20 protein-coding genes are annotated in these 24,317 nt (G+C 61.2%); 11 read left to right on the top strand and 9 right to left on the bottom strand.

Features of this window, described 5'->3' with window-relative positions:
• The first annotated feature begins 3 nt into the window (after positions 1–3).
• From tilS to BISU_RS03260, 5 genes are read left to right on the top strand one after another with little or no spacing between them, the layout of a single operon-like run.
• A complete protein-coding gene (gene tilS, locus BISU_RS03285) occupies positions 4–1,191 on the top strand; it encodes a tRNA lysidine(34) synthetase TilS (RefSeq protein ID WP_024462638.1) in 1,188 nt (395 codons plus the stop codon).
• Positions 1,178–1,741, top strand: a complete 564-nt coding sequence (gene hpt / locus BISU_RS03280; RefSeq protein ID WP_024462639.1) for a hypoxanthine phosphoribosyltransferase — start codon at positions 1,178–1,180, stop codon at positions 1,739–1,741. Before tilS ends, hpt begins: the two co-directional genes overlap by 14 nt.
• On the top strand, positions 1,738–3,816 hold the full coding sequence (ftsH, locus tag BISU_RS03275) for an ATP-dependent zinc metalloprotease FtsH (protein WP_024462640.1): 2,079 nt from the start codon (positions 1,738–1,740) through the stop codon (positions 3,814–3,816). Before hpt ends, ftsH begins: the two co-directional genes overlap by 4 nt.
• A 37-nt stretch (positions 3,817–3,853) precedes the next feature.
• Entirely contained in the window at positions 3,854–4,828 is a 975-nt protein-coding gene (locus tag BISU_RS11480) for a 2-amino-4-hydroxy-6-hydroxymethyldihydropteridine diphosphokinase (RefSeq protein WP_233419500.1), read from the top strand.
• Positions 4,825–5,364, top strand: a complete 540-nt coding sequence (locus tag BISU_RS03260) for a DUF3180 domain-containing protein (RefSeq protein ID WP_024462643.1) — start codon at positions 4,825–4,827, stop codon at positions 5,362–5,364. The genes BISU_RS11480 and BISU_RS03260 overlap by 4 nt, the downstream gene beginning before the upstream one ends.
• A 565-nt stretch (positions 5,365–5,929) precedes the next feature.
• Here BISU_RS03260 and BISU_RS03255 read toward each other — a convergent pair.
• The 3 genes from BISU_RS03255 to BISU_RS03240 all read right to left on the bottom strand — a co-directional run bounded on the left by BISU_RS03255 (position 5,930) and on the right by BISU_RS03240 (position 9,789).
• Positions 5,930–6,847 (bottom strand): acyl-CoA thioesterase, encoded by a 918-nt coding sequence (locus tag BISU_RS03255; protein WP_024462644.1) that lies wholly within the window; start codon positions 6,845–6,847, stop codon positions 5,930–5,932.
• A gap of 532 nt (positions 6,848–7,379) precedes the next feature.
• Positions 7,380–9,056, bottom strand: a complete 1,677-nt coding sequence (gene ettA / locus BISU_RS03245; RefSeq protein WP_024462646.1) for an energy-dependent translational throttle protein EttA — start codon at positions 9,054–9,056, stop codon at positions 7,380–7,382.
• Between the two features lie 157 nt (positions 9,057–9,213).
• Positions 9,214–9,789: a glutathione peroxidase gene (locus tag BISU_RS03240; RefSeq protein ID WP_024462647.1), complete on the bottom strand. Its 576-nt coding sequence runs from the start codon at positions 9,787–9,789 to the stop codon at positions 9,214–9,216.
• A 411-nt stretch (positions 9,790–10,200) separates the two neighbouring features.
• Between BISU_RS03240 and BISU_RS03235 the strand changes: the two genes are divergently transcribed.
• Positions 10,201–11,949 carry a DEAD/DEAH box helicase gene (locus BISU_RS03235; RefSeq protein ID WP_024462648.1) on the top strand — a complete coding sequence of 583 codons (1,749 nt, stop codon included), beginning with the start codon at positions 10,201–10,203 and terminating at the stop codon, positions 11,947–11,949.
• A gap of 169 nt (positions 11,950–12,118) precedes the next feature.
• Positions 12,119–14,737 carry an excinuclease ABC subunit UvrA gene (locus tag BISU_RS03230; RefSeq protein WP_051921995.1) on the top strand — a complete coding sequence of 873 codons (2,619 nt, stop codon included), beginning with the start codon at positions 12,119–12,121 and terminating at the stop codon, positions 14,735–14,737.
• Between the two features lies 1 nt (position 14,738).
• Here BISU_RS03230 and BISU_RS03225 read toward each other — a convergent pair whose 3' ends face one another.
• The 5 genes from BISU_RS03225 to BISU_RS12435 all read right to left on the bottom strand — a co-directional run bounded on the left by BISU_RS03225 (position 14,739) and on the right by BISU_RS12435 (position 19,319).
• On the bottom strand, positions 14,739–16,178 hold the full coding sequence (locus tag BISU_RS03225) for an AAA family ATPase (protein WP_226839085.1): 1,440 nt from the start codon (positions 16,176–16,178) through the stop codon (positions 14,739–14,741).
• A gap of 43 nt (positions 16,179–16,221) precedes the next feature.
• Positions 16,222–16,920, bottom strand: coding sequence for an SDR family NAD(P)-dependent oxidoreductase (locus tag BISU_RS03220; RefSeq protein ID WP_024462651.1), 699 nt, complete (start codon positions 16,918–16,920; stop codon positions 16,222–16,224).
• A 484-nt stretch (positions 16,921–17,404) separates the two neighbouring features.
• Positions 17,405–18,418 carry an aggregation-promoting factor C-terminal-like domain-containing protein gene (locus BISU_RS03215; protein WP_024462652.1) on the bottom strand — a complete coding sequence of 338 codons (1,014 nt, stop codon included), beginning with the start codon at positions 18,416–18,418 and terminating at the stop codon, positions 17,405–17,407.
• Between the two features lie 266 nt (positions 18,419–18,684).
• On the bottom strand, positions 18,685–19,050 hold the full coding sequence (trxA, locus tag BISU_RS03210) for a thioredoxin (RefSeq protein WP_024462653.1): 366 nt from the start codon (positions 19,048–19,050) through the stop codon (positions 18,685–18,687).
• Complete coding sequence (locus BISU_RS12435; protein ID WP_152599248.1) at positions 19,032–19,319, bottom strand: hypothetical protein; 288 nt, start codon at positions 19,317–19,319, stop codon at positions 19,032–19,034. The genes trxA and BISU_RS12435 overlap by 19 nt, the downstream gene beginning before the upstream one ends.
• Before the next feature lie 18 nt (positions 19,320–19,337).
• Between BISU_RS12435 and BISU_RS03200 the strand changes: the two genes are divergently transcribed.
• The 4 genes from BISU_RS03200 to BISU_RS03185 all read left to right on the top strand — a co-directional run bounded on the left by BISU_RS03200 (position 19,338) and on the right by BISU_RS03185 (position 24,001).
• A complete protein-coding gene (locus tag BISU_RS03200; RefSeq protein ID WP_024462654.1) occupies positions 19,338–19,961 on the top strand; it encodes an NUDIX hydrolase family protein in 624 nt (207 codons plus the stop codon).
• A gap of 143 nt (positions 19,962–20,104) precedes the next feature.
• Positions 20,105–20,974, top strand: coding sequence for an alpha/beta fold hydrolase (locus BISU_RS03195; RefSeq protein WP_081672586.1), 870 nt, complete (start codon positions 20,105–20,107; stop codon positions 20,972–20,974).
• Entirely contained in the window at positions 20,974–22,113 is a 1,140-nt protein-coding gene (gene nudC / locus BISU_RS03190) for an NAD(+) diphosphatase (protein WP_024462656.1), read from the top strand. Before BISU_RS03195 ends, nudC begins: the two co-directional genes overlap by 1 nt.
• 256 nt (positions 22,114–22,369) lie before the next feature.
• Positions 22,370–24,001, top strand: a complete 1,632-nt coding sequence (locus tag BISU_RS03185; protein WP_024462657.1) for a L,D-transpeptidase family protein — start codon at positions 22,370–22,372, stop codon at positions 23,999–24,001.
• Here BISU_RS03185 and BISU_RS13510 read toward each other — a convergent pair.
• Positions 23,932–24,267, bottom strand: coding sequence for an alpha/beta hydrolase family protein (locus tag BISU_RS13510; RefSeq protein ID WP_152599256.1), 336 nt, complete (start codon positions 24,265–24,267; stop codon positions 23,932–23,934). The two genes, BISU_RS03185 and BISU_RS13510, sit on opposite strands and share 70 nt — an antisense overlap.
• Positions 24,268–24,317 lie beyond the last annotated feature (50 nt).

The raw sequence follows: 24,317 nt of genomic DNA, 5'->3' as shown, positions 1-24,317 counted from the left end.
CTGATGACGTACACCTCACGATTGCGAGCGGGAACCGGATGCGTGCGCGAGACTTTGGAGCGGCTCGGCATTATGCGGCAGGGCGCACGGTTCGCCCAGCATGGCGAACATGAGCCGGAGAACACGGCCCCCTTGGTGCTGGTCGCCTGCTCCGGCGGACGCGATTCGATGGCTTTGGCTGCGCTGAGCCGCACAGTCTGCGCATCCTTCGGAGTGCGTTGCGGAGCAGTGATCGTCGATCACGGATTGCAGCAAGGCTCCGATGCCATCGCCCGGCAGGCCGCGCAACGCTGCAGGCGGCTCGGCTTGGACCCGGTCGCCGTACGGAGCGTGCATGTCGAAGAGACTGGCGGCGGCGTCGAAGCCGCCGCCCGGCAGGCCCGGTACCAAGCCATCGTTGCGGTCGCACAGCGCTGCGGGGCTTCGGCCGTGCTGCTGGCGCATACCAAAAACGACCAGGCCGAAACCATCGTGATCGATCTGCTGCGCTCGGGCGGGCTGGATGCGCTGGCGGGCATGCCGCAGTCGTTCATCTTGGACGCCGTGCGTTTCGCGAGGCCGCTGTTGTCACTGACGCGCGAGCAGACCACGGGCATCTGCCAGGATTTGGGGCTGTCGTGGTGGGATGACCCGAGCAATGGCGACGGTTTTGACGCCGACGAGGAGCTGCCGGCTGATTTTCCTCTGCGCTCGCGCGTCCGGCATAGTCTGATTCCGTATCTGCGGCGCTTCTCCGGCAGCGACATAGTGTCGCATTTGGCAGCCATGGCGCAGACGGCGGCTCTCGACAAGGAATATCTGGATATGCAGGCGGATCACGTCGCAGCGTCCGCGGTGCTTTCCGGACCCGCATGCGCACAGGCTGGTGCCGCTGCAGCCGCTGCAGCCGTGCTCGAGCCGGCATCAGGCGCCTCCCGCAACTCTGCCCCCGATCCTGCCGATTCGACGCCTGCGCTGGCATGGTCGGTTGACGTGCTGCGCGGCGAGCATGCGGCGATACGACGGCGCGTCATCGCGCACGGACTGTCCGCATTGGGTATCGCGGCCTCTTCGCGCCATGTCGAAGCCATCGATCGCTTGATCTCCGATTGGCATGGACAGGGTCCTGTCTCGCTTCCCAGCGGATACACAGCGATTCGCAAGAAACACGTCATTCGCCTGTGCCAAGATGGTGCTCATGCAAATCGCTGATGTCTCAGATGAAATCGACCACGAGCTGGTCAGCAAAGCCCAAATCGAATCCAAAATCACGGAGACTGCTCAGCAGGTGAGCCGGGATTACCGCGGCAAGAATCCGCTGCTTATCGCTGTGCTCAAAGGCGCCATCAACACAATGGCGGCTTTCTCCCAGGCGCTGAGCATTCCAGCAGAGCTTGATTTCATGAGCCTGTCGAGCTACGGCTCAGGCACCGTCAGCCAAGGCACGATCACCATTCGGCAGGATCTGTCGCGCGATGTTCGCGGCCGGCACATTATCATCGTTGAAGATATCGTAGATTCCGGTCATACCCTGGCATGGCTCGTCGATGAACTCAACAAACGAGGTGCGGCTTCCGTGGAGATATTTGCGCTGCTTGAGAAGCCCTCTCGACATGAGGTCCACGTTGACGTGAAATACAGGGGATACGAGATCCCAGACGAATTCGTGGTCGGATTCGGACTGGATTACGATGAGCGCTTCCGCAACCTTGATTCGATCGCAGTGCTCAAGGTGGAAGTATACCAAGGAGAACAGGCATGAGCTTCCCTCAGGCGCCGCAGACGCCGCCGCCCGGCAACCCCAACCGTCGCAACGACGGCAACAATCCATTAGGCAACCCCTTCCGCAATGGCAGCGGCCCAGGCGGCAAGCGCCCCTTCTGGCAGTCCCCGTGGCTGTGGGTCGCCGTGCTCGTGCTGCTTGCGCTGACCGCGTTCCAGATGGTCGCGGGCCAGGGTTCGCAGACCATCGATTCGAAGTACGGCATACAGCTGCTGCGCGGCAATACCGTCACCTACGCCGAAATCGTCGACAATCGCCAGATGGTCAAGCTCACGCTGAACAAGGATTTCAGCGTTGACGCCTCCAACGGCAATCGGGCGCATAATTACGGCAAGGACGTGCAGTTCTACTACACCTCCTCCCAGGATGCCGCGATCGGCAAGCTGGTGCAGCAGGCCGAGCCGTCCAAGGGCTGGACCGTGAGCATACAGGAGACCAGCATCTGGTCGAGCCTGATCATGTCGGTGCTGCCGATAGTCCTGCTCGTGGGGCTGATGTGGTTCATGATGCGCCAGATGACGGGCGGCGAGGCCGGCGGCATGTTCGGCATGGGCGGCCGCCGCAACAACGGCAAGCTGCTCGAAGGCCAGACTCCCACGACGAAGTTCGCCGACGTGGCCGGCGAGCAATCGGCCGTCGAAGAGGTGCAGGAGATCAAGGACTTCCTCAAGGATCCGTCGAAGTACAAGGCGCTCGGCGCGCGCATCCCGCGCGGCGTGCTGCTCTACGGCCCTCCCGGAACCGGCAAGACGCTGCTCGCCCGCGCGATCGCCGGCGAGGCCGGCGTGCCGTTCTACGCGATGGCAGGCTCGGACTTCGTCGAGATGTTCGTCGGTCTTGGCGCTTCGCGCGTGCGCGACCTGTTCGAAGAAGCCAAGAAGAACGCTCCGGCCATCATCTTCATCGATGAGATCGACGCCGTCGGACGCAAGCGCGGTTCGGGCATGAGCGGCGGGCACGACGAGCGCGAACAGACGCTGAACCAGCTGCTCGTCGAGATGGACGGCTTCGACAACGACACCAATCTGATCATCATCGCGGCCACCAACCGCCCCGATGTACTCGATCCCGCACTGCTGCGCCCCGGCCGTTTCGACCGTCAGGTGGGCGTGGAGGCGCCTGATCTGGAAGGCCGCGAGGCGATCCTCAAGGTCCATGCCAAGGGTAAGCCCTTCGTGCCGGGCGTCGATTTGCACGCTATCGCCGTGCGCACTCCGGGCTTCACGGGCGCGGATCTGGCCAACGTGCTCAACGAGGCCGCGCTGCTGTGCGCCCGCGCCGGCGCGCAGCTCATCGACGACCGCGCCATCGACGAGGCCATCGACCGCGTGCAGGCCGGCCCCAAGCGTCAGTCGAAAGGCATGGCGCTCAACGAGCTGCGCAACACCGCCTACCACGAGGGCGGTCATGCCTTGGTCGCGGCGGCGCTGCACCACACCGACCCGGTCACCAAGGTGACGATTCTGCCGCGCGGACGCGCGCTGGGCTACACGGCCGTGATGCCGACCGAAGACCGTTACTCGCAGTCGCGCAATGAGCTGCTCGATCAAATGGCGTATGCGATGGGCGGGCGCACGGCCGAGGAGGTCGTCTTCCACGATCCGACCACCGGCGCGTCCAATGACATCGAGAAGGCCACGCAGATCGCGCGCAGGATGGTCGTCGAATTCGGCTTCTCCACGAAGCTGGGCGCCATCAAATGGGAGGACCAGGACGATTCCGCTGCGGGCTTCGACGGTCTGCAGCCGCGCAAATACTCCAACCAGACCGCGCAGGTCATTGATGACGAGGTGCTGAGCCTTGTCGAGACCGCGCACACCGAGGCGTGGAACATCATCAACGAGAACCGCGAGGTGCTTGACGAGCTGGTGCGTCAGCTGCTCGTCAAGGAGACGCTGGATGCCAAGGAGCTCGCGCAGATCTTCTCGGCGCTGAAGAAGGCGCCGGAACGCCAGCAGTGGCTTTCGGACAGCAATCGGCCGGATTCGGATCTCCCGCCGGTTCCGATTCCCGAATCGCTTAAGCGTTCGGTCGGCATGAAGCCGGGGGAGTAGAGTCGTGTCGTTCGACTCAGCACAACATATGAGGGGCATGTCGGACAACGGCACGCCCCTCGGCGTTCATGGCGTTCGTGGCGTTCGTGCCGTTCAGGATGATGCAGAGGCCGTTCGACATGATGGCGCTCATCCCGGAGATGCTCTGAGGACAGACGTTCGCGCCGAAGTTCGGCTTACGTTTGATGGACTCGGCAAGGAGCGGCTCGACTGGCTGCGCGGGCATGTCCACGCGGATGTCGTGTTGCATGGGGCCTCCGAACGCCTGATGCGGCCGGATTCGAACGCTTCGTCTCGTGCGGATGCGCCGGCTGCTGCGGCTTCTCGCAACGATGCGAGCGTCCCCTTTGCGGACAATGCTTCGGCAATCACGTTTGCCGACGTCCCCATCACTGCCGTATCGACCTCTGCGAGCGTGAGAACACGCGATGCCGACACTTTGGGCGATGACGTTTGTGCCGAGGCTCCTGCCGATGCGGCTTCAGCTCCATTCGGCGAATCAGGCGATGCTGCGACTGCTCCCGGGACCGGCATGCCTACTGCCCGGCGTACTGTCATCGCCATGCTCAGCAGGAGTCGTGACGCCGAGCGTCTGTTTCGCTCGACTGTGGTCTTGCTTGATGCCGTTCCCGGCACGCAGATCGAAGGCATTTCGCCGTTGTACCATGTCAGCAATCTCGACGGCCCGGACGCCATGTCCGCTGTGCTGCAGCTGACCACGACCCTTTCTCCGAAGCCGCTTGCCGCCACGCTGCAAGCGCTGCGCCGTGCGCATGAGGGCGCTATCGAGCTTGATATCGTTGATATGGAAGGGGTGCGGTTCGACGACGCGGACTGCACGGTACCCTGGCCTGAGGCGCGCAGCCGCGCAGCCGTGCTTGCGCCGTGGCTGGATATGGACCCCGAAGCGAACCTTGGCGGAAAACCCGTGTCATTTCTGCTGGCCCTAGCGCCTGACGCCATGCAGGTAGGGATGTTGTCCGACAACTGGATTATCGGGGAGACGCAATGAAAGCACGCCGGACACCATGGTGGTATTACCTTTTGGCCCTGCTGCTCGGCTTGGCCGCAGGCGCGGGCATCGCCAAATACGGCGAGCGCATGGACTTGTCGCTGATCGGCGCACCGTGGTTCGTCGCCGTGCTGCTGGCGATGCTCGGCGTCGCAGTGATGATACTGGCGTGGCAGGTGCATAAATATGCCACGACCGACCCGGCGAAACGCTCCAGCGTATTCGATCCGATGAAAGCCGTGTACACGCTCGTGTTGGCCAAGGCGCTGGGATTGGCGGGCGCGGCGCTTGCCGGGTGGTACGGCGGCCAAATACTGGCCAGTCTGCCGCATGCCCAGGCTTCATTCTTCTCCGAGGCGATACTCGAATGCGCGGTCACTGGCGCGGTGAGTCTGGCGGACATGGTGGTCGGCATCATTGGCGAGCATCTCTGCCAGCTGCCGCCGAGTGAGGGCCCCGAGCATCCCAAGCTGACTGGGGCAGGCCGTCGGCGCGGATTCGCGCAGCCGACTGCTAATCGTTCGGTCGAGCAGTAGTCGGCTACTGTACGAAATGTAACGGTTTGGAAGTCGATCGCGTTGTTTTTTGTACGGGAAGAGCGTGGCTGGCGTGGGAATTGCACCGGCAAACGGTGAGAGCCTTGGCTGATGCGCAATTCCCACACCATAACGAATGCTATGCGAGAGTTACGCTTTCCAGCCAGCCATGCATCACATTCCCTGCATGATAATGGGGTTGGGGCGGGAATTGTGACGTTTGAACGCAGGGAAACATCGCATTCCCCGCAGGAGAGTTGAGTTAGTGCGGGAGTTGTGACGTATAACTGCGCTCAAACGATGCAAAACCCACATAGGGGTCAGGTTGCTGCGGGAGTTGTGACGGTAGCGTGACTTGCAGGGTGAGAGCGTGAACTCCGTTGTTGCCTTCAGCCCCTTGGCGGGACCACGCCTCACCTGCAGGACGACCGTGCCGTGGGCGCCGACCTTCGCGGCTTTAGCGGCCGCTCGCCTCGCCTACGAAAAGCCCGCAGGATTTTCGCTTCACGGTTCAGCCGGTTTTGCTCTTCATGGCTCAACTGTGCTGTGTGCTGTTTGCTTGTATTTACGCCTCCGTGGGCACGCGAATCATCGCCTCCTGCGACATGACGGCCACCAGCTCGCCGTCCTGCGTGTATACCTTGGCATTGCCCAGGCCGCGACCGTGTGCGGCGGTGGGCGTGTCCTGCACGTAGAGGTGCCAGTTGTTGATGTCGATGTCGCGATACCACCACATCGAATGGTCGATGGATGCATAGGATATGCCCGGCGTCGAAATGCTTAAGCCCGCGCGGCGCAGCACCGGCTCCATCATCACCTGATCGCAGCCCAACGCCAGCATCGCGCGATGGAAAACCTGCGGCACGTCGACTGTGCCATCGACCTTCATCCACACCATCTGCTTGCCGGAGTCATGTTCGGCGCTATGCTCGTCGGCCTTGAGCATAATGGTCTGCGTGATGTGGCGAATGTCGAATGGCGACTTCTCAGCATAGTAATTCGCGAATGGCGACTGCTTGGCGTAAGGCGTCATCAGCTCCTTCGCGCTTGTCAGCTCGTCGGGGCCGGGAATGTCCTGCGGCATGGGGTCGGCGAACTCCACGCCCGACTGCCCCTGCTCTTGGAAGCTGGCGATGGCGGTGAGAATCGCGCCTTGGGATTGCGTCACATTCACTCGGCGTGCCGAGAAAGAGCGTCCGTCGCGCAGCGATTCCACGTCGAAGAGCAGATCCTGGCGGGTGTCGCCGGCAGTGATGAAATATCCATGAATCGAATGCGGCAGACGCGTAGGGACAACCGTCTTGGATGCGGCGATCAGCGACTGCGCGATGACCTGTCCGCCATAGACCCGGCCGGTAGGGAAGTACAGGCTTTCGCCGTTGATATAGGTATGGCCGCGATACTGCGAGGGTTCGCCCAATCGCAAAACCTTAACCAAGTGCTCCAACGGAGTGATTCTCGCTTTCTGTGCCGTCTGTGCCATACCAAGTCCTCTACTTTGATCGTCCAGTGACATATCCTATACCAACCTTTGCCGGGGCTCCCGCCCTACGCCCGTCGTATGGATCATGGGCTTAGACTATCGGGCGCAGGTAAAATCGCGTCCGACATTGTGTAACGGGCGTATGTACAATCGGCGCGTGTTAAGGATTTCCGATGGAATCCGTGGTATATGCATGCAGAATATGCCTTCGCGATTCGCTATCTCGCTTATGTGAGGCGCTCCTTTTTTACTGCCGTGTTTATCGTTGGCCAAAGATGGCGATTGTGGCCGCTTGATACTCGAAGGGCCAATGAAATAACGCCTCACATAAGCGAGATAGACCTCTGCGAGGTCGATGTAACGCCTCACATAACGCAGATGCGCCTGTAATACGGCGAGCCTTGCGCGACGCAGCGCAAAATCTGGATTTTCACGGTGATATCGTCCTATGCTGCCACAATAGGAGAAGGGGCGTCTGACTCTGCGGACAGAGTCAGGCGCCCCTCGGCAATGGCTGCTAAAACAATATGAGCTATCGTGTGAGCTTGCGGTGCAGGCGGTGGGGGCGCGAGGCCTCCTCGCCGAGCCGGGCGACCTTGTTCTCCTGATAGGCCTGGAAGTTGCCTTCGAACCAGTACCAGTTCGCCGGGTGCTCGTCGTCGCCCTCCCACGCGAGGATATGCGTGGCGATGCGGTCGAGGAACCAGCGGTCGTGGGAGATGACCACGGCGCATCCGGGGAACTCGATAAGCGCGTTCTCCAAGGATTCCAAGGTCTCAACATCCAAGTCGTTGGTCGGCTCGTCGAGCAGCAGCAGGTTGCCGCCCTGCTTCAGGGTCAACGCGAGATTGAGCCGGTTGCGTTCGCCGCCGGAGAGCACACCGGTCATCTTCTGCTGGTCGGAGCCCTTGAAGCCGAAGCTCGCCACATAGGCGCGCGTAGGCACTTCGACGCCGGCGACCTCGATGAAGTCAAGCCCGTCGGAGACCGCCTCCCACAGGTTCTTGTTCGGGTCGAGGCCTGCGCGGTTCTGATCGACGTAGGAGATCTTGACCGTGTCGCCCACGGTCAGCTCGCCCGAGGTGAGCGGCTCGAGGCCGACGATCGTCTTGAACAGGGTGGACTTGCCCACGCCGTTCGGGCCGATGACGCCGACGATGCCGTTGCGCGGCAGCGTGAACGACAAGTCGTCGATGAGCACGCGCTCGCCGAAAGCCTTGTGGATATGCTCGGCCTCGAGCACCTGCGAACCCAGGCGCGGCCCCGGCGGGATCTGGATCTCGGAGAAGTCGAGCTTCTTGGAATTCCGCGCCTCGTTCTCCATCTGATCGTAACGTTCGAGACGGGCCTTGTTCTTGGCCTGACGCGCCTTGGGGGAGCTGCGCACCCAGTCGAGCTCGTTCTTGAGCCGCTTGGCCATCTTGGCGTCCTTCGCGCCCTGGATCTCCATGCGCTTGGCCTTGGTCTCCAAGTACGTGGTGTAGTTGCCTTTGTATGGGTAGAGCTGGCCGCGATCGACCTCGCAGATCCATTCGGCGACATTGTCCATGAAGTACCGGTCGTGGGTGACGGCGATGACGGCGCCCTGATACTGGTGCAGGAACTGTTCGAGCCACAGGATCGACTCGGCGTCCAAATGGTTGGTCGGCTCGTCGAGCAGCAGCAGATCGGGCGCCTCAAGCAGCAGCTTGCACAGCGCCACGCGACGGCGCTCGCCGCCCGAGCACTGCGTAACCGGCGTGTCCGGTTCAGGGCACTGCAGCGCGTCCATCGCCTGCTCGAGCTGCGAGTCGAGATCCCAGCCATTGGCCGCATCGATCTCGGTCTGCAGCGTGCCCATTTCCTCCATCAGCGCATCGAAATCGGCATCGGGATTGCCCATCTCCTCGCCGATCTCATTGAAGCGCGTGACCTTGTCGTAGATGCCGCCGAAGGCCATCTTGATGTTCTCGCCGACGGTTTTCGTCTCGTCCAGCGGCGGCTCCTGCTGCAGGATGCCGACGGAGGATCCCGGCGTGACGTAGGCCTCGCCATTCGACACGGTTTCCAGTCCGGCCATGATCTTGAGCAGCGTCGACTTTCCCATGCCATTGGGTCCCACCACGCCGATCTTGGCCCCGGGCAGAAAGTTCAGGGTCACGTTGTCGAGGATCACGCGGTCGCCGTAGGCCTTGCGCGCGTTGATCATCTGAAATACAAATTCAGCCAAGCTGCATCCTATCCTTTATTGAAATCATTGGAATGAAATGTAAGAGTTCGTATCAACCCACCATATGCGTTCAAGGGTAGCAAACCGGCGCAACAAGGGGGCGTTGCCCGCGACATCGAGCGTGCTGCAGCGCTCACGACCGCGCGGGGCTGAGAGTCTACAGCAGCGCGGCCACCTTGCTATCCAGTTCCTCAGGCGTGGTCTTGGAAGCGAAGCGGGCTACGGCATGGCCATCGCGGTCGATGAGGAATTTGGTGAAGTTCCATTTGATGCGGCTGCCGCCCACGCCGCCCTGCTGCGATTTGAGCCAGACATACAGCGGGTCGGCGTCCTTGCCGTTGACGTTGATCTTCGAGAACTGCGGGAAGGTCATCGCGAAACGGCCCACGCAGAACTCATGGATCTCCTCATCGGTGCCGGGCGCTTGACCGGCGAACTGGTTGCAGGGAAAATCGAGGATCGCGAAGCCCTGATCCTTGTATTTCTTATACAGCGCCTCAAGGCCTTCATACTGGGGCGTGAACCCGCAGCCGGTCGCCGTGTTGACGACGAGCAGCGCCTTGCCGCGATAATCGGCCAGCGATACGCTGCTGCCATCCTGCGCCGTGACGGTGAAATCGTAGATAGTGGTTGCTGGGGCTGTGTTGGCTGCGGTGGTTTCCGGGTTTGCCGTTTCCGCCGCGGGATTGCCGGTTTCGGGAATAGTATCTGCTGTTTGCGTGTCTTGCGTCATCCGAGTCTCCTTCTATATTCGTTGTTCAAATAGCCGGTCTTATACCACTGTATCGAAGCGAGCTTGCGGTTGGTCGAGTGTGAGCCGAATATTTTGGCAGTGGGCGGAATTCGGCAACACCCGACGCGGTTGGAATCAGCACATGCCAACGATGATTGCAGAGATAGGCCATGTGAGGTGTCCGCGATGACGGGCCGTGTTGATATAGTGAGTTGTCTGTGGAAAGTCGCCGCGCGGGCTTGATGCCCGAGGCACGTGAGAGACGGCTTCAATTATGTAGCTGTATGTAATGCCATGATATGCAATTGTCATGTGCGTAGTGTGTGAAAGGCTGTTGTGCCGAAACTTCATTCTGTTTCCGATTCGAATATTTCCAATGTTTACTCCGATGCCGGTGCTCGAAATACAGGTGTGTCCGAGCTCGATGAGGGCGCTGAGTCCAGCTCCCTGTTTGGCGACCGCGATGTGACCTTCGCCGAGCTCGGCGTGCCTGAGCCCTTGGTGCATGTGCTCGCCCTTGACGGCAAAACCACCGCTTTTCCGATTCAGGTCGATACGCTTCCTGATTCGTTGTCGGGGCGCGATCTCTTGGGCCGAGGCCAGACCGGCTCGGGCAAGACCCTGGCCTTTGCGATACCGCTGGTCGCACGACTGAGCCAGAACAATGGCAGCGATGCGGCCATCCGCAGCTTCGAGCATTGGCGCGAGCACGGCGATTCGCGTTCCAAGGCGCAGGCCATGCTGCCCCGCCCGCGTGGGCTGGTGCTTGCCCCGACCCGTGAGCTGGTCAACCAGATCGATGAGGTGATTGCTCCGCTGGCGCATGCCTACCGCATGACGACCACGACGATCTACGGCGGCGTCAACCAGAACCGCCAGGTCGCTGCGCTGCGTGACGGTGCTGACATCGTCGTGGCCTGCCCGGGCCGGCTTGAGGACCTGCTGCAGCAGCGGCTGCTGTCGCTGGATTCGGTGGAGATCACCGTGCTCGACGAGGCCGACGAGATGGCCGACATGGGCTTCCTGCCAGCGGTTTCGCGCCTGCTGGGCCAGGTTGATGCGGACGGGCAGCACATGCTGTTCTCCGCCACGCTCGATCATGGCGTCGATAAGCTGGTCAAGCGCTTCCTGACCGATGCGCGGATTCACTCCGTGGACTCCGCCGAATCGCATGTCGACACGATGACGCACCACGTGTTCGCCGTTTCGCAGGGCAACAAGCATGAGGTCATCCGCATCCTCGCCTCCGGCATGGGCAAGCGCATCCTGTTCACCCGTACCAAATATCAGGCCAAGAAAATGGCCAAAAAGCTCGTCGCTGAGGGCATCCCAGCCGTCGACCTGCAGGGCAATCTTTCGCAGAATCAGCGTGACCGCCATCTGGCCGTGTTCACGAGCGGCGAGGTGCGCGTGCTGGTCGCCACCGATGTGGCGGCGCGCGGCATCGACGTGAGCGATGTGGAGCTGGTCGTGCAGACCGAGCCGCCGGAGGACCCCAAGTCCTTCCTGCACCGCTCCGGGCGTACCGCCCGCGCAGGCGAAGCGGGCGATGTGGTGACGTTGGTGCTCCCCGAGCAGCAACGCGACGCGCGTGATATGCTGCGTCGCGCCGGCATTCATGTGCATTCCGTGGAAGTGACTCCCGCCTCGCCGGAGCTTGAGAGCTTGGTCGGCGAGCACGCCCCGCTGGTCAAGGACTGGGAGCTGAGCGCGCCGGTGCAGCCGCAGGCTGGCTCCGGCAATGGTTCGGGTTCCAGGCGGCATCGCGGTTCCCGCGGCGGCGCTCGTGGCGGCTCGGATCGCAATGCGGGCAACGGTTCTCGTAGCTCACGCGGCGGCAACGCAGGACGCGGCGGTTCGCGTCGCGACGATTTCGATTACAGCGGCGCTCGTGGCGGCAGGAGCGACTCGCGCGGCGAAGGACGCCGACGCAACGCTCGCGACGGGCGTGATGAGCGCCGCAGCGAACGTCATAGTGATTACTATGAGTCCGAGCAGGGCGGCCGTCGTGGCGCAAACCGCAGCGAGCGCGGCGACTCCGGTCGCCGTGGCAGCGGCAGCGGCGCAAGAAATGCCGCTGGCCGTTCTTCGCGCACGGCATCCGGCTTCCGCCATTCCCGCGGCGGCAAAGGCGCGGCCCCGTTCCGCAGCGGTCGCTAGACCTTGTAAACGGTGAGGCGACATACGTAAGTCGGCCTATGGCAGTTTCGAGTGGCGGTATTCCGCGATTCGGCAATGCCATAGGCCGACTTGCATATATCACCCGAGGCTTTGCCCGGGAATATACAATAGGGTAATTGCCCGCAGGTGAACCTAGGGAGTGTGTTTTATGACATTGTCGACAACACAGGCACGGGAACGGCTAGGAGCGGCAGTCAAAGGGATTCCACAGGTAATCGAAGTGCGGGGTGCCCGCGTGCACAATCTTGCGAATATCGACGTCTCCATACCACTGAACCAGCTGGTCGGCATCGCGGGTGTTTCCGGCTCAGGCAAGTCCTCGCTGGCGCTTGGCGTGCTCTATACCGAGGGCTCGCGTCGCTATCTTGACGCGTTGTCGACGTATACCCGACGGCGCATGACCCAATCGGAACGTGCGCAGGTAGATTCGGTGCGGTTCCTGCCGCCAGCATTGGCGTTGCGGCAGCGGCCAAGTATTGGGGGAGTACGCTCGACCTTCGGCACGTCGACCGAGTTGCTCAACGTGCTACGGCTCATGTTCTCGCGACTCGCGTCGCATCGCTGTCTCAACGGGCATTACCAGCAGCCTTCGATCGCTGTCGCCGCCGAGGTCCCGATGCGCTGTGAGGTCTGCGGCGCGCCGATTGACCCTCCCGGGGCAGAAGCCCTTGCATTCAATTCGGCCGGGGCCTGCCCGCGCTGCCAGGGCATCGGTATCGTGCGCGAAATCAACGATGACACTCTGGTGCCCGATGATTCGCTGACCATTGATGAGGGCGCGGTCGTGCCGTGGCGCACATTCGGATTCAATGTGCAGCCTGACATCGTGCGTGAATTCGGCGTGCGCACCGATGTGCCGTGGCGCGAGCTGAGTGAGCATGAGAAGGACATCGTCTTCAACGGACCCGAGGAGAAGAAGCACATCACGCTGACCTCCGTCAAAGGCGTGCACAAGCTCGATTTCACCTTCCGCAACGCGCGGCTGACCGTCATCAAGGAGCTTGAGCGAGCGGGCGACGAGCGGCGGCTGGCCAAAGTCGAGAAGTTCCTAGTCGAACGCACCTGTCCGGATTGCGGCGGGACACGGCTGAGCGAGGCGGCTCGGGCGCCGCGCATCAACGGCGATAATCTGGCCGAAGTGGCGTCATGGGCGTTGCGCGATATTCTCGCCTGGTCGAAGACGATTGTGCCGACGTTGCCAGTCGAGATGCGGCCGATGGCACACGAGCTCATCGACACGTTGCAAGGCATGGGCGCACGGCTTATGGAGCTCGGACTTGGCTATCTGGCGCTCGAGCGTTCCAGTGCCTCGCTGTCCACCGGCGAACGGCAGCGCGCCCAGCTTGCCCGTGCAGTGCGCAATGAGACGACAGGTGTGCTCTATGTGCTTGACGAGCCCTCGACCGGCTTGCATCCGGCCAATGTCGAAGGGCTGATCGGCGTTATGCGCGATCTGCTGGCCGCCGGCAACTCGGTGGTGTTCGTCGACCATGACGTGCGCGTGCTGCGAGCCGCGGACTATTTCATCGAGATGGGGCCAGGCGCGGGGAGTCGCGGCGGCCATGTGCTAGCGCAAGGCGCGCCGCAGGAGATCGAGCGCAGTCCTGATTCGCGCATCGCCGGATTCCTCTCCGGACGGGAACCGGTGCTGGTGCGGCATCGACTACCATGCTTGCAACCTGCTGAGCCCGCTCATTGGCTACATTTGTCCACTATCTCGATTCATACCGTGCATGCGCTGGATGTGGCCATACCTCGCGGCTGCATGACCGCGGTCACTGGCGTCTCCGGCTCCGGCAAGACGACGATGGTGCTCGAATCGCTGATTCCGGCGCTGCAGGCGGCAGCCGACGGCCGGGCGCTGCCTGCACATGTTTTAAAGATCGATACCAGTGGCGTCAACCGCGTCCGACTGGTCGATTCGACGCCAATCGGCATCAATGTGCGCTCCACGCTCGCCACGTACACGGGCATTATGGATATGCTGCGCAAGACCTTCGCCGCCACCGACGCTGCGAAATCGGCCGGTCTCAAGGTCTCCGCTTTTTCCTATAACACTGGTTCGCTGCGCTGCCCGCAATGCGACGGCACCGGGCAGGTCAGCCTTGACGTGCAGTTCCTGCCGGATGTGACGATCACCTGCCCGGTATGCAATGGCAACCGCTACAAGCCCCAAGCGGATGGTATCCGCGTGGCGACTCCGGCCAGGCTTGAAGGGTTGAGCTTGCCGCAAGTGCTCGGGTTGGAAGTCGATGAGGCGCTTGACGTGTTCGCGAGCATCGAAAAGCCGCGTGATGCGCATGCCGGACACAACTCCAAACCATCGATGATCGCGAATGCCATGCGTTCGCGGATTTACGGGGCGTTGCAGACCTTGTCCGGCCTCGGCCTCGGCTATCTCAAGCTAGGCGAGGACACGCCTTCACTCTCAGGCGGTGAGGCGCAGCGGCTCAAGCTCTCCAACGAACTGGGCAAACGGCAGAACACCGCGCTGTTCGTGCTCGACGAGCCGACTACAGGCCTGCATCCGCTCGATGTGCGCACGCTCATCGGTGTGCTGCAGCGGCTAATCGAGGGAGGAGCCACGGTGGTATTCATCGAGCATGATCTCGATATGATAGCCAACGCCGACTACGTTATTGATATGGGTCCGGGCGGCGGGCAGGAAGGCGGTCGCATCATCGCCGTCGGCACGCCCGATGAAATCGCCCGCAATCCGAGCAGTGTCACCGGCCGATATCTGGCTGAGCATCTGAATCAGGTCTGAATCAGTCGAAGAGCTCGCGCGCCGTCACCAGCCGTATGCTCACACCCGTCTGCGCGATGCGTTCCAAAGCCGCAGTGAATCCGTTCAGTGAGAACAGATAATAATATTGCTGTGTCCCGTGCAGTTGAGTCCCTTTGTTTTGCAGGGCGCGAAGAACAGATACGGCGAGTTGTTTGTTCTGGAATTTGCATTCGCCGACAATGAGACGTTCGTCGGTTTTGCTCGTGGCGATTACGTCTATCTCGTCGCGTTTGCTCCACCAGCGACCAATATCGCCAGCGCGAAAAGGCAGTCGTTCGGCCATGTTTTCTCGCCGCAGCCACATCGCGCAGATGTGCTCAAACGGTTTGGAGGCGAAAGCGTGCATCTGCGGTTCGATGGCATAACGGTATATGCCATCGATGTCGCCAAATTCGAGATCCGAGCGGTTCGAAAACACAAAGGCATACCAGAATCGGAAGAAATTATCGCTTATTTGATAGAGGCCTCGCATGCCTTTGGATCGTTCCACTGGCTTTGTGCCGACAGGGAATTCACGTTCCAATACTCCGATTTCGAGAAGATTGGCGATATAGGTGCTGGCTTTTTGTGGTGCCATCATGGTCCGGTTCGCGATATCGCTCAGTTGCGTCGCGCCGAGAGCGATTGCCTGGATAATGCTGTTGTAGATGGCAGTCTCCCGGAATTCCTGATGCATGAGGAATTCGGTTTCACTGTATAGCGCCGAGCCTCTACGAAGAATGTGCTGTTTGATGTTCGTCTCCAAACTTTCGTTCGGATTGAACTGCGCCAGATAATGCGGGATGCCTCCAAGGGTCGCATATGCGAGTATCTTGTCTTCGACGCTGTAGTTAGGCAGGAATTTCACAGCATCCCAGTAGGGCATCGGCAGCATATTAAGTATGCCTGTAGCGCGCCCGTACAATGGGGATTTCTCGGCAAGCAGCTCCTTTTCTATAAAGCTCATCGCACTTCCGCACAGTACGATCATGACATTTTCATGACGCAAGGTGTGATCCCATAGGTTCTGCAATACGGATGGCAGCGATGGGTCTGATTTCACCAGATACGGAAACTCGTCGAGCACGACGAGGCGATGTCCTTCTTCGGTCGCGGGCAGATTCGCGATATCCGATAAGGCGCTGTTCCAATCCGAGTATTGTGCGATGTATTTGCCTGCAGGCGCGCCTGCTTCGAACATCTGACGAGAAAAAGCCGCAAGCTGCTCGTCTTTCGTAGCGGATTGCGCTGCGAAGAATACATGAGATTTCCCTTGCGTGAAGTGGGACAAGGTTTCAGTTTTTCCTACCCTGCGACGCCCGTACAAAAACACCAGTTGGGCATTCTCGTCGTGATAGCACGATTCGAGAAATGCCAATTCATTGGTCCTGCCGATAAATACCATAAATAAATCGTAATTGTTATAATCATGATTTGTCAAATCGTGATTATAACAATGTCGATGTACTGGTAAAACTAGCGCATTACCTCGGGTTGCGGTCGATGCGGATGTCGGAGACGGTGAGGTTGAGGTCGTTGACCAGATTGGCGAGGATAATCGTCGCAAGCTCGTCGGCGCGCATGAAGGAATGCTGCTTGTCGAGCGGCACGTAGTCGTGGCTATCGCGGTAGAAATCGGTGTCGATGCCGCCGGGGTAGACGCCGACCACGCTGACGCTGCTGCCCTTGTACGCCGCCTTGAGGCTTTCGGTGTAGCCGCGCTCACCCCATTTGGCGGCGCAATACACGGATTCGTTCGCATTGCCGCGCGTGGCGGCGGTGCTCATCACGTTCGCGATCTTGAGGTTCGTTTCCTTGCAGGATTTGAGCGTCTGCACGCACCACAGAATCATGCCGGTAAGGCCTTTGAGGCAGCGGGCCACGTCATCGGCCGTGTAATCGGTCGGCTTCTTGAACGAAGGCTGGCCGGCGTTGTTGATGAGCAAATCTACGTGGCCGAGCGCGCCGATCTGGTCCAACGACTGCTGCACGAAGGCTCCATCGGTGATGTCGCCGACGAAGCCACGGAAATGACCGGCATCGAACTCATCGTCGAGTTTGCGCATGGCAGCCTCATTGAAATCAACGCCGCACACCAGCCAGCCCTTGCCGATCAGCTGGCGCGTGAGCTCATAGCCCAAGCCCGCCGCGCATCCGGTCACAATCGCAATTCCATTCGCCATAATTGCCCTTCCATATGATCATATCGTTCCTGCTGAAACCGCTTTCCAGTCTACTGGGCGCAACGGGAATCAGGCACGTGACACGGCGGAATCGGATATCTCGACTATTCTGTAGCGCGATATAGTGACGGCAAAGGTGCAGCTTCCCTATCTGTCCCCTGTAGTGCAGTCCTAGGCGTATCGCGGTCAATGTGCTCGGAAAATCGCGCGGCGACGCGTGCATCAGTCGAAACTCAATCCAACGGCACTGCACTACAGATAGGGCAGATAGACCTCCGCAGTCCTCGTTGTGCACTGCACATAAGCGGACGCGACGACAGCGGACGACAAAAAGCATGAAAAAGCCTGAGCAGGCCTACGCCAGAGCATTGGTCTGGGCACTAATGAAGGCGGGCACTCGCGATTGCCGCGAATGCCCGCCTTCATATCGGTTCAGTTAGCTATACGCCAAGTGGCTCACTGCAGAACCGCGCTGTGCGGCCCATCAGTAGTTGTGGTGCGAAAGCCAATAGCTGTAGGCGCCTTGGACGGAGCCGTAGCGGCCTGCGCAATACTGCCAGAACCATTTGAGCTGGGTCTGATAGTTGGTGGCCCAGTCCGCCCCCATGCTGCTCATTTTGCTGCCTGGCAGCGCCTGCGGCAGACCATAGGCTCCGGACGGGTTCATGGCGTTGACGCGCCAGCCGGATTCATGGGAGATGATGTAGACCGTGGCGCTGAAATCGGCTTCCGAGTAGCCGTTGGACAGCATGTAGTCATGCGCCCACTGCTGCATCTCGCCAGCCGGAACAGTGGTGCCGATGCTGGCAGATGCAGAGCCGCCGGCATTGCTGGAATCGCTGGATGATGTGGAACCGGTGCCGATCAGGATGACCTTGTCGGTGGGGGCTGTTTTGACGAATGAGGCGAAGATGTTGGAAGAAACCACTTTGCTGCCGGCGCGGGTGACGATGCTGGTGGTCTCCATCACGCCTTCCTTGCCTTCGGTTTCGACCTTCTGCTGTCCTTGAGGGAGCGCTGCGGTTTCCTTCTTCACGGTGTTGAAGGCGATGGCGGAATCGGAGGTCACGAGATCGGCGCCGGCACGATCGATGGTGATCGTGGTCGATTCGCCGACCTTGTCGCTCAGTGCAGGGGTGACGCTGTCATTCGGTTCCAGCGTGATGTCGCCGGCATCGAGCACCGATTTGACATCGGTAAAATTATTGCCCAGCACCACGCGCGACTTGCCGTTGATTTTCACCGTGACATAGGAGGTATTCGCATTCGATCCGCGAAGCTCCTCACGATCGGTGCCACGAGAGACCTCCAGCGCATTGGCGTCGGTGGCGGAGTATGAGGTCACCGACGTAAGGCGATGCTGCGACTCATAGAAGCTGCGGGATGCGACTCCGGCGCCTGCAAGCAGTCCCATCGTAACGAGAGCCGCTGCGATCTTGGTCCACTGTCGCTTGCTGAGCGACTTCAGTGTCGTGACTTCCTTACGGTGGTTGGCCATTATGCTCCTTGTTCGACCAATATTCCTATCTGCTGTCGGCTGCACCCCAGCCGATCACGTCTGATTATTCATCTCTCACTGGCAGGGCATACCGTCGCAGACGCACTCAATAGGCACCATCATAAGAAGAGGCATGGAAGTCTTCACAAAAGCCTTGGCGCTAGCTGCATTTTTTAACGAGATAACGTTTTAATGAGATAACTTCCAGCGAGATGGCGCCACGGCCTGGAGCATGGAGCCGACGGCGCGTGCCGTCGGCTGGCCGATCAGGCCTTGATGGAGTTTTCGGACTGCGCCTTGGCTGCGTCCAAATCAAGGCTCTTGGCCTGGGAGATCAGGTCGTCCAGATCGGATCCGCGCAGCGCGCCCGCCTGCTTGAAGATGATCTGGCCCTTCTTGGCGATCATCAGAGTCGGCACCGCCTTGATGTCAGCGGCGGAGGCCAGCTCCTGGTTCTGGTCGATGTCGACCTTGGCGAAGACGATGTCCGGGTTGGCTTCGCTGGCCTTCTCGTATACCGGTCCGAAGGCTTTGCATGGTCCGCACCAAGTGGCCCAGAAATCCACCAGAACCAGCTCGTTGCCGGTGAGGGTCTGCTCGAAGTTCTGTGCGGTTAAGGCTGTCGTTGCCATAATGGCTCCTTCCATATCGTGCCGTTCACGTTGGCTTCCAGCATTCCAGCACCACTCAACAAACCTACGGAATGCTTCGCTCTGAGACGAAGGATGACAAGGCGGCCCCAGGCTCGCACGATGTGGGCCGCAGCCCTCGAACCGGTGGAATCAGGGCGGTTATGGCGCTTGCCAGGCGCATCGGGCGCAATGGCGAAGAAGCCGATGATCATGACGTTACATAAATATTCAAAGATTTCACACAAATCGCTCGCTTCGGAATGGGTCATGCGGGCGATAATGGAGGAATGCAAGTCCTGAATGATGAGGTGCCCGACGACGATGACTTCGATGCGAACCGCCGCCGCGGGGAATTCGATGGCATAACTCCTGAGGATTTCGTGCGCGGCTCCCACGGCAATCCTCCCGGATGGCTCTCGCGGGAGGATATCGACCGCATCCGGCGGCAGCTTCCGATCATCTACGTTCAAATCGTCCCCGTGCGCACCGACGAACTGGGGCGCGTCTCGCAGGTCGGCTCCCTGCTGCATGTGGGTGATGATGGCGCGGTGGAACGCACGCTTATCGCGGGCCGGGTGCTCTACCACGAGACGCTGCGCGAGGCCATTGCGCGCAATATCGCCAAGGATCTCGGAGATATCGCCATCCCGGAGCTGCCGGTTGGCCTGCAGCCTTTCAACGTGGCCGAATTCTTCCCCACTCCGGGCGTGTCGCCGTATTACGATCCGCGCCAGCATGCGGTCGCGCTGTGCTACGTGGTGCCGATTCCCGGCGATTGCAAGCCGCAGGACGAGACCTTGGACGTGGAATGGTGCGACCCGGAAGGCGAGCGCAGCGAAGTCTTCATCCAGCAGATGGCCAATGGCCAGGGCGATATCGTGCGCAGGGCCCTGGCTTGGGTCGGGCGATAGGCGGACGATGGGCGATCACCGCAACCACTGAGCGGCTGAACGGCCCAGCGGATACAGTGGGGGAGTAAATACGGAACAACGCATGGATGCATGGGATTTGGATGCATGTGACTTGCGAACTTTTAGGAATGGAGACGCGGGGAATGACGATATCATTGCAGAACACCATATACCGCAAGGGATCGGGAGGCGAAGCCCCGGAGGATTCCATGCCGCTGGTGCTGGTCCATGCCTTCCCGGTCGACCATCGCATGTGGGACGACTGCGCACCGTTGATCGCGCAGTTCGGCGACAGCGCCGGATCGGCTCCGTTCCCGATCTGGGCACCTGATATGCCGGGCGCCGGCACGTGCCCGGTTCCCGGCGTGAGCGAATCCGGCGGCGCGGACGAGGACGGTTCATACCCGCATGCGCTCGATCTGGTCGCCGATGCCTATGTCGATCTGGTGCGGCGGGCCGGATTCGCCAAGGCTGTGTTCGTGGGCCTGTCGATGGGCGGCTATGTGGTGCTTGATATTGTGCGCCGCCATCCGCAGATGCTCGCCGGCATCGCGCTATGCGACACCCAGCCCAGCCCGGATGCGCCTCAGGCGCGCGTGAGCCGTCTGGCTATCGCGCAGCGGTGCGAGGACGAGCAGACCGTCGAACCGGTGATGCATTTCGCCATGCCGCAACCGGGCGATTCGGCGTTCAAGCGCTCGCCGCAATGCGTCGATTTTTTCACGCGATGGATTCGCGAGCAAAGTCCGCAGGGCATCGCCTGGCGGCAGCGCATGGCGGCGGGCCGGCCCGATTTCACCGATCAGCTCGCGACGATCACGGTTCCCGCCGCCGTGGTATGCGGCACGCTGGACCCCTCACTGCAGGCGATGCGCGGCTTCGTGCCGCTGCTGACGGGCACCGAGGTCGTGACCACCGAAATCGAGGACTGCGGCCATTTCAGCGCCGTCGAGCAGCCGGCTGCCGTGGCCCGGGCTTTGAGCGACCTCATGCAGCGCGTGGCGGAAGGCTGATGGCGGTGTTCTCAGCGAAGTTCTCGTCATTGGCGCTCACGCAGACGCTGCCGTTCCTCCCGCTGTCCCAAGGAGACATCGACTACGACACCACGCGCAGGGAGGAGCCGGGCCTCATCGAGTCCCTGCTGCGTGGTCCTGAATCGCCGGTGACTTCGGTCATGCTCGTGCGCGACGGGAAGGTCGCGGTTCCGCACGGTCAGGGGCGCTTGGGCGGCTATGATCTTGCCCGCATGCGGCTCGCCGAGCTGCCTGGCCGCTATATTCTCGACGAGCTTGCGGCGCATCCGGAAATCATCGCGATCTATCTTGGCGCGTACGGGAGCGGAACCGTCGACAGCCGACACCATGTCGTCGCCTTGGATCTGACGCGGCTGCTCGACGGCTCACAGGCCGCTTCGCGTGTGCTAGCGCCGGATGCGGCGCACGAAGGCGTCGACGACGCCTTCGACCCGGACAATGGCCTCAACGGCCGTGCTGCGCAGCGCAAGGCATCGCTGCTTGAGCAGGCTGCGGACCGTTTCGACTGGGTCGATCTGCGCGCTTTCGTCCCGCATGCCGCGGCCCGCGAAGCTGGGCAGGCCACTAACGCCAGCGCGCTGAGCCTGTGGCACGCCCGTCAGCGCTTCTGCCCGAGCTGCGGCGCGGTTGTGCGGCCGGCGATGGGCGGGTGGGCCCAGCGCTGCGAGAACGAATCGGATGGCAACCGCACGCTGTTCCCGCGCATCGAGCCGGCGGTGATCACCTCCATCGTGGATGCGCATGACCGGCTGCTGCTGCAGCGCAACAAGGCATGGGGCGATTCGCGGCTGTTCTCCGTTTCCGCGGGATTCGTGGAGGCAGGCGAGAATCTTGAGCACGCCTGTCGGCGCGAAGCCAAGGAGGAGGTCGGCGTGGACGTGGGCGAGGTGCGCTACCTCGGCTCGCAGCCCTGGCCCTTCCCGTCGTCCCTGATGGTGGCGTTCAAGGCTCGGGCGGCCAGCACCGAAATCACGGTCGACGACATCGAAACCGCCGAAGCCCGCTGGCTGACCCGTGACGAATACACCGCCGAACTGGCCACAGGCCGCATGCAGGCGCCCGGCAAAGCCACCATCGCGCGATATATGATCGAGGAATGGTACGGGCGCGAGCTGTGAAAGCACGCTCACAGCGTATTGGAGATGCAGGCGTGATGTACGGAAAGCCCGTGCGACGTGTGAATCAGCGGGGCGCCCGACAACCGCAGAGGCTGTGCAACCCCGATAATCCGCCGAAATCGCGACTTCGAAGCCATACCATCGGTGCCGTTGCATGCCAGTAGGCGGGCCTGATGCCGATATTCGCATGACAGCGTTAATTTCAGGTCATAAGTTGGGCATACAATTTTCCCGGAGTGAAGGGAAAGGATACGACGTGACGAGCGCTACCGAAAGCCACGGGTTCATGCCTGATCAGACAGGCAAGATTCCCGCATACCAGAACGCACCCGTTGACGAATTGCCGTCGCCCGGTGATCGCACTGATGTCTTTTCCCCGCTTGGAGAGTGGGACGCTCAGCCAGCGCCCGCTTCCGCTGCGGCTGGAGCTGCGCTCGCCGCCCCGCGCAGGCGCGGCAGAGTCGCGCTTATCGTGGCGTTGAGCGTGCTGGCGGCGCTTGTCGTGCTTGCGCTCGGGTACTTCTTCGGCGCGCGCTGGTATTTCCAGGACAAGGCGGTCCCCGGCGTCACCTTCGGCGGTCAATCAGTGATGGGCAAGACGGCTGCCGAACTCAAAAACACGGTCGATGCCGCGATCGCCCAATCGGTGATCACGGTGAACGACGATTCCGGCAAGAAAGCCAAGGCCTCGCTTGGGGATCTCGGCGTGCAGGTCGATGTCAATGCGACTGTCAGCAATATTCTCGATGCCAAGAGCGGCAGCGATTTCACCAGACTCAATCCCTTCTCCCACCAGTCGGTAGCGCTGGCCGCCAAATCCGACAAGCTCGCCGCATCCGCCTATCTGACGAAAACCTTCATCGCCGAATCGGACCGCGCAGTGCCCTCCACCATCGCGTTCGACGGCAATGCCGGGCAATTCAACGTGATGCAGGGCAAGGACGGCAAGGCGCCAGTGGCAGCACCGGTCAACAAGGCCGTGGACGCGATGATCGCCGCTCCCGGGCAGCCGACTGCGGTGGCCGTAACCTACAGCGACGTGAACATGCCGATTCCCGTCGCGAATGCGCAGCAGGCCGCCGACCAGGCGAACCAGCGCCTCGCGAACACGATCACCATCAACAACGGCAATGCGAAATCATTTGACATTCCCGCAACTGCCGTGGCCTCATGGATCAAGCCGACGGGCGACCCCGCAGCCGGCACCATCGCCGTGAGCTACGACAAGGCGGCGATCAGCGCATACATGGCCAAGGAGCTGCCCGCGCAGCTCAATCAGGAGAAGGTCACGCAGGAAGACATCGTCAACGATGCGGGCGTAGTACTGACCACAAAGACCCCGGGCGTCGATGGCGTGGCGGTCAAGAACACCGATGCCGTGGCCCAGCAGGTGGTTCAGGCGCTCGACGCAGGCAAGCCGGCCACCCTCCAAGCCGAGGCGGACGTGACCAAGTACGATACCAAGCAGGTCAAGCCCGAATACCGCATCGTCGTGGACAAAACCTCGCAGACCGCGACCGTGTATCACAATGACACGCCAGTGAAGACCTTCCTGGTGTGCACCGGTCGCTCGGGCAACCATGAAACCGACAGCGGCACCTTCTTCGTTTATCTGAAGTACGCCTCGCAGGATATGCGCGGACTCAATGACGACGGCTCGCATTATCTCTCGCCCGGCGTGAAATGGGTGAGCTACTTCAACGGCGGCGAAGGCTTCCACACCGCCGACTGGAACTACGGCGGCATCGCAAGCGGCAACCCCTCCAACAACGGGTCGCACGGCTGCGTCAACATGTACGAGCAGGATGCGCAGTGGATCTACGACAACTGCCCGGAAGGCACGGTCGTCCAGGTGGTCGGCGCCCAGCCCAGCGGCGCGGTGCGCTGAGCTGAGCGGGCAAAAGGCGCTGGGCTGTTTGGCTGCCAAGGACACGCAGAGCCCGCTAGCCGAATGACCAAGAGGCGTTGAGAGAACGCTCTTCTGAGAAATTCGATGCTCGGGCTGATGTAGTCTTCCGCATCGACGAAGGTAAGGGCATGGCCGGCCCCCTTGACGATAGTGAGTTCAACGGGCACGCCTGCTTCAGTGCAGGCGAGGGCCATGAGCCTGCTTTGCTCGACCGGAACAACGCTGTCATTCTCGCCATGAACGATGTTTCAGTCGATGTCAGAAATGTCCGGTAGGGGCTTGTGACAAAGCCGCT

Source organism: Bifidobacterium subtile, from assembly GCF_000741775.1.
GTDB classification, from domain to species: domain Bacteria; phylum Actinomycetota; class Actinomycetes; order Actinomycetales; family Bifidobacteriaceae; genus Bifidobacterium; species Bifidobacterium subtile.
The sequence above is the reverse complement of the archived record's forward strand: the minus strand, read 5'-3'. Positions and strand labels throughout refer to the sequence as shown.

What these genes read in the sequence shown, in the direction of transcription:
- BISU_RS03240 (WP_024462647.1), bottom strand. Translation starts at nt 9,789, where the DNA reads ATGACGCAAGACACGCAAACAGCAGATACTATTCCCGAAACCGGCAAT.
- BISU_RS03195 (WP_081672586.1), top strand. Translation starts at nt 20,105, where the DNA reads ATGACGATATCATTGCAGAACACCATATACCGCAAGGGATCGGGAGGC.
- ftsH (WP_024462640.1), top strand. Translation starts at nt 1,738, where the DNA reads ATGAGCTTCCCTCAGGCGCCGCAGACGCCGCCGCCCGGCAACCCCAAC.
- BISU_RS11480 (WP_233419500.1), top strand. Translation starts at nt 3,854, where the DNA reads ATGTCGGACAACGGCACGCCCCTCGGCGTTCATGGCGTTCGTGGCGTT.
- trxA (WP_024462653.1), bottom strand. Translation starts at nt 19,050, where the DNA reads ATGGCAACGACAGCCTTAACCGCACAGAACTTCGAGCAGACCCTCACC.
- nudC (WP_024462656.1), top strand. Translation starts at nt 20,974, where the DNA reads ATGGCGGTGTTCTCAGCGAAGTTCTCGTCATTGGCGCTCACGCAGACG.
- BISU_RS03230 (WP_051921995.1), top strand. Translation starts at nt 12,119, where the DNA reads ATGACATTGTCGACAACACAGGCACGGGAACGGCTAGGAGCGGCAGTC.
- BISU_RS03260 (WP_024462643.1), top strand. Translation starts at nt 4,825, where the DNA reads ATGAAAGCACGCCGGACACCATGGTGGTATTACCTTTTGGCCCTGCTG.
- tilS (WP_024462638.1), top strand. Translation starts at nt 4, where the DNA reads ATGACGTACACCTCACGATTGCGAGCGGGAACCGGATGCGTGCGCGAG.
- BISU_RS03255 (WP_024462644.1), bottom strand. Translation starts at nt 6,847, where the DNA reads ATGGCACAGACGGCACAGAAAGCGAGAATCACTCCGTTGGAGCACTTG.
- BISU_RS03200 (WP_024462654.1), top strand. Translation starts at nt 19,338, where the DNA reads ATGCAAGTCCTGAATGATGAGGTGCCCGACGACGATGACTTCGATGCG.
- BISU_RS03215 (WP_024462652.1), bottom strand. Translation starts at nt 18,418, where the DNA reads ATGGCCAACCACCGTAAGGAAGTCACGACACTGAAGTCGCTCAGCAAG.
- BISU_RS12435 (WP_152599248.1), bottom strand. Translation starts at nt 19,319, where the DNA reads ATGACCCATTCCGAAGCGAGCGATTTGTGTGAAATCTTTGAATATTTA.
- BISU_RS03220 (WP_024462651.1), bottom strand. Translation starts at nt 16,920, where the DNA reads ATGGCGAATGGAATTGCGATTGTGACCGGATGCGCGGCGGGCTTGGGC.
- hpt (WP_024462639.1), top strand. Translation starts at nt 1,178, where the DNA reads ATGCAAATCGCTGATGTCTCAGATGAAATCGACCACGAGCTGGTCAGC.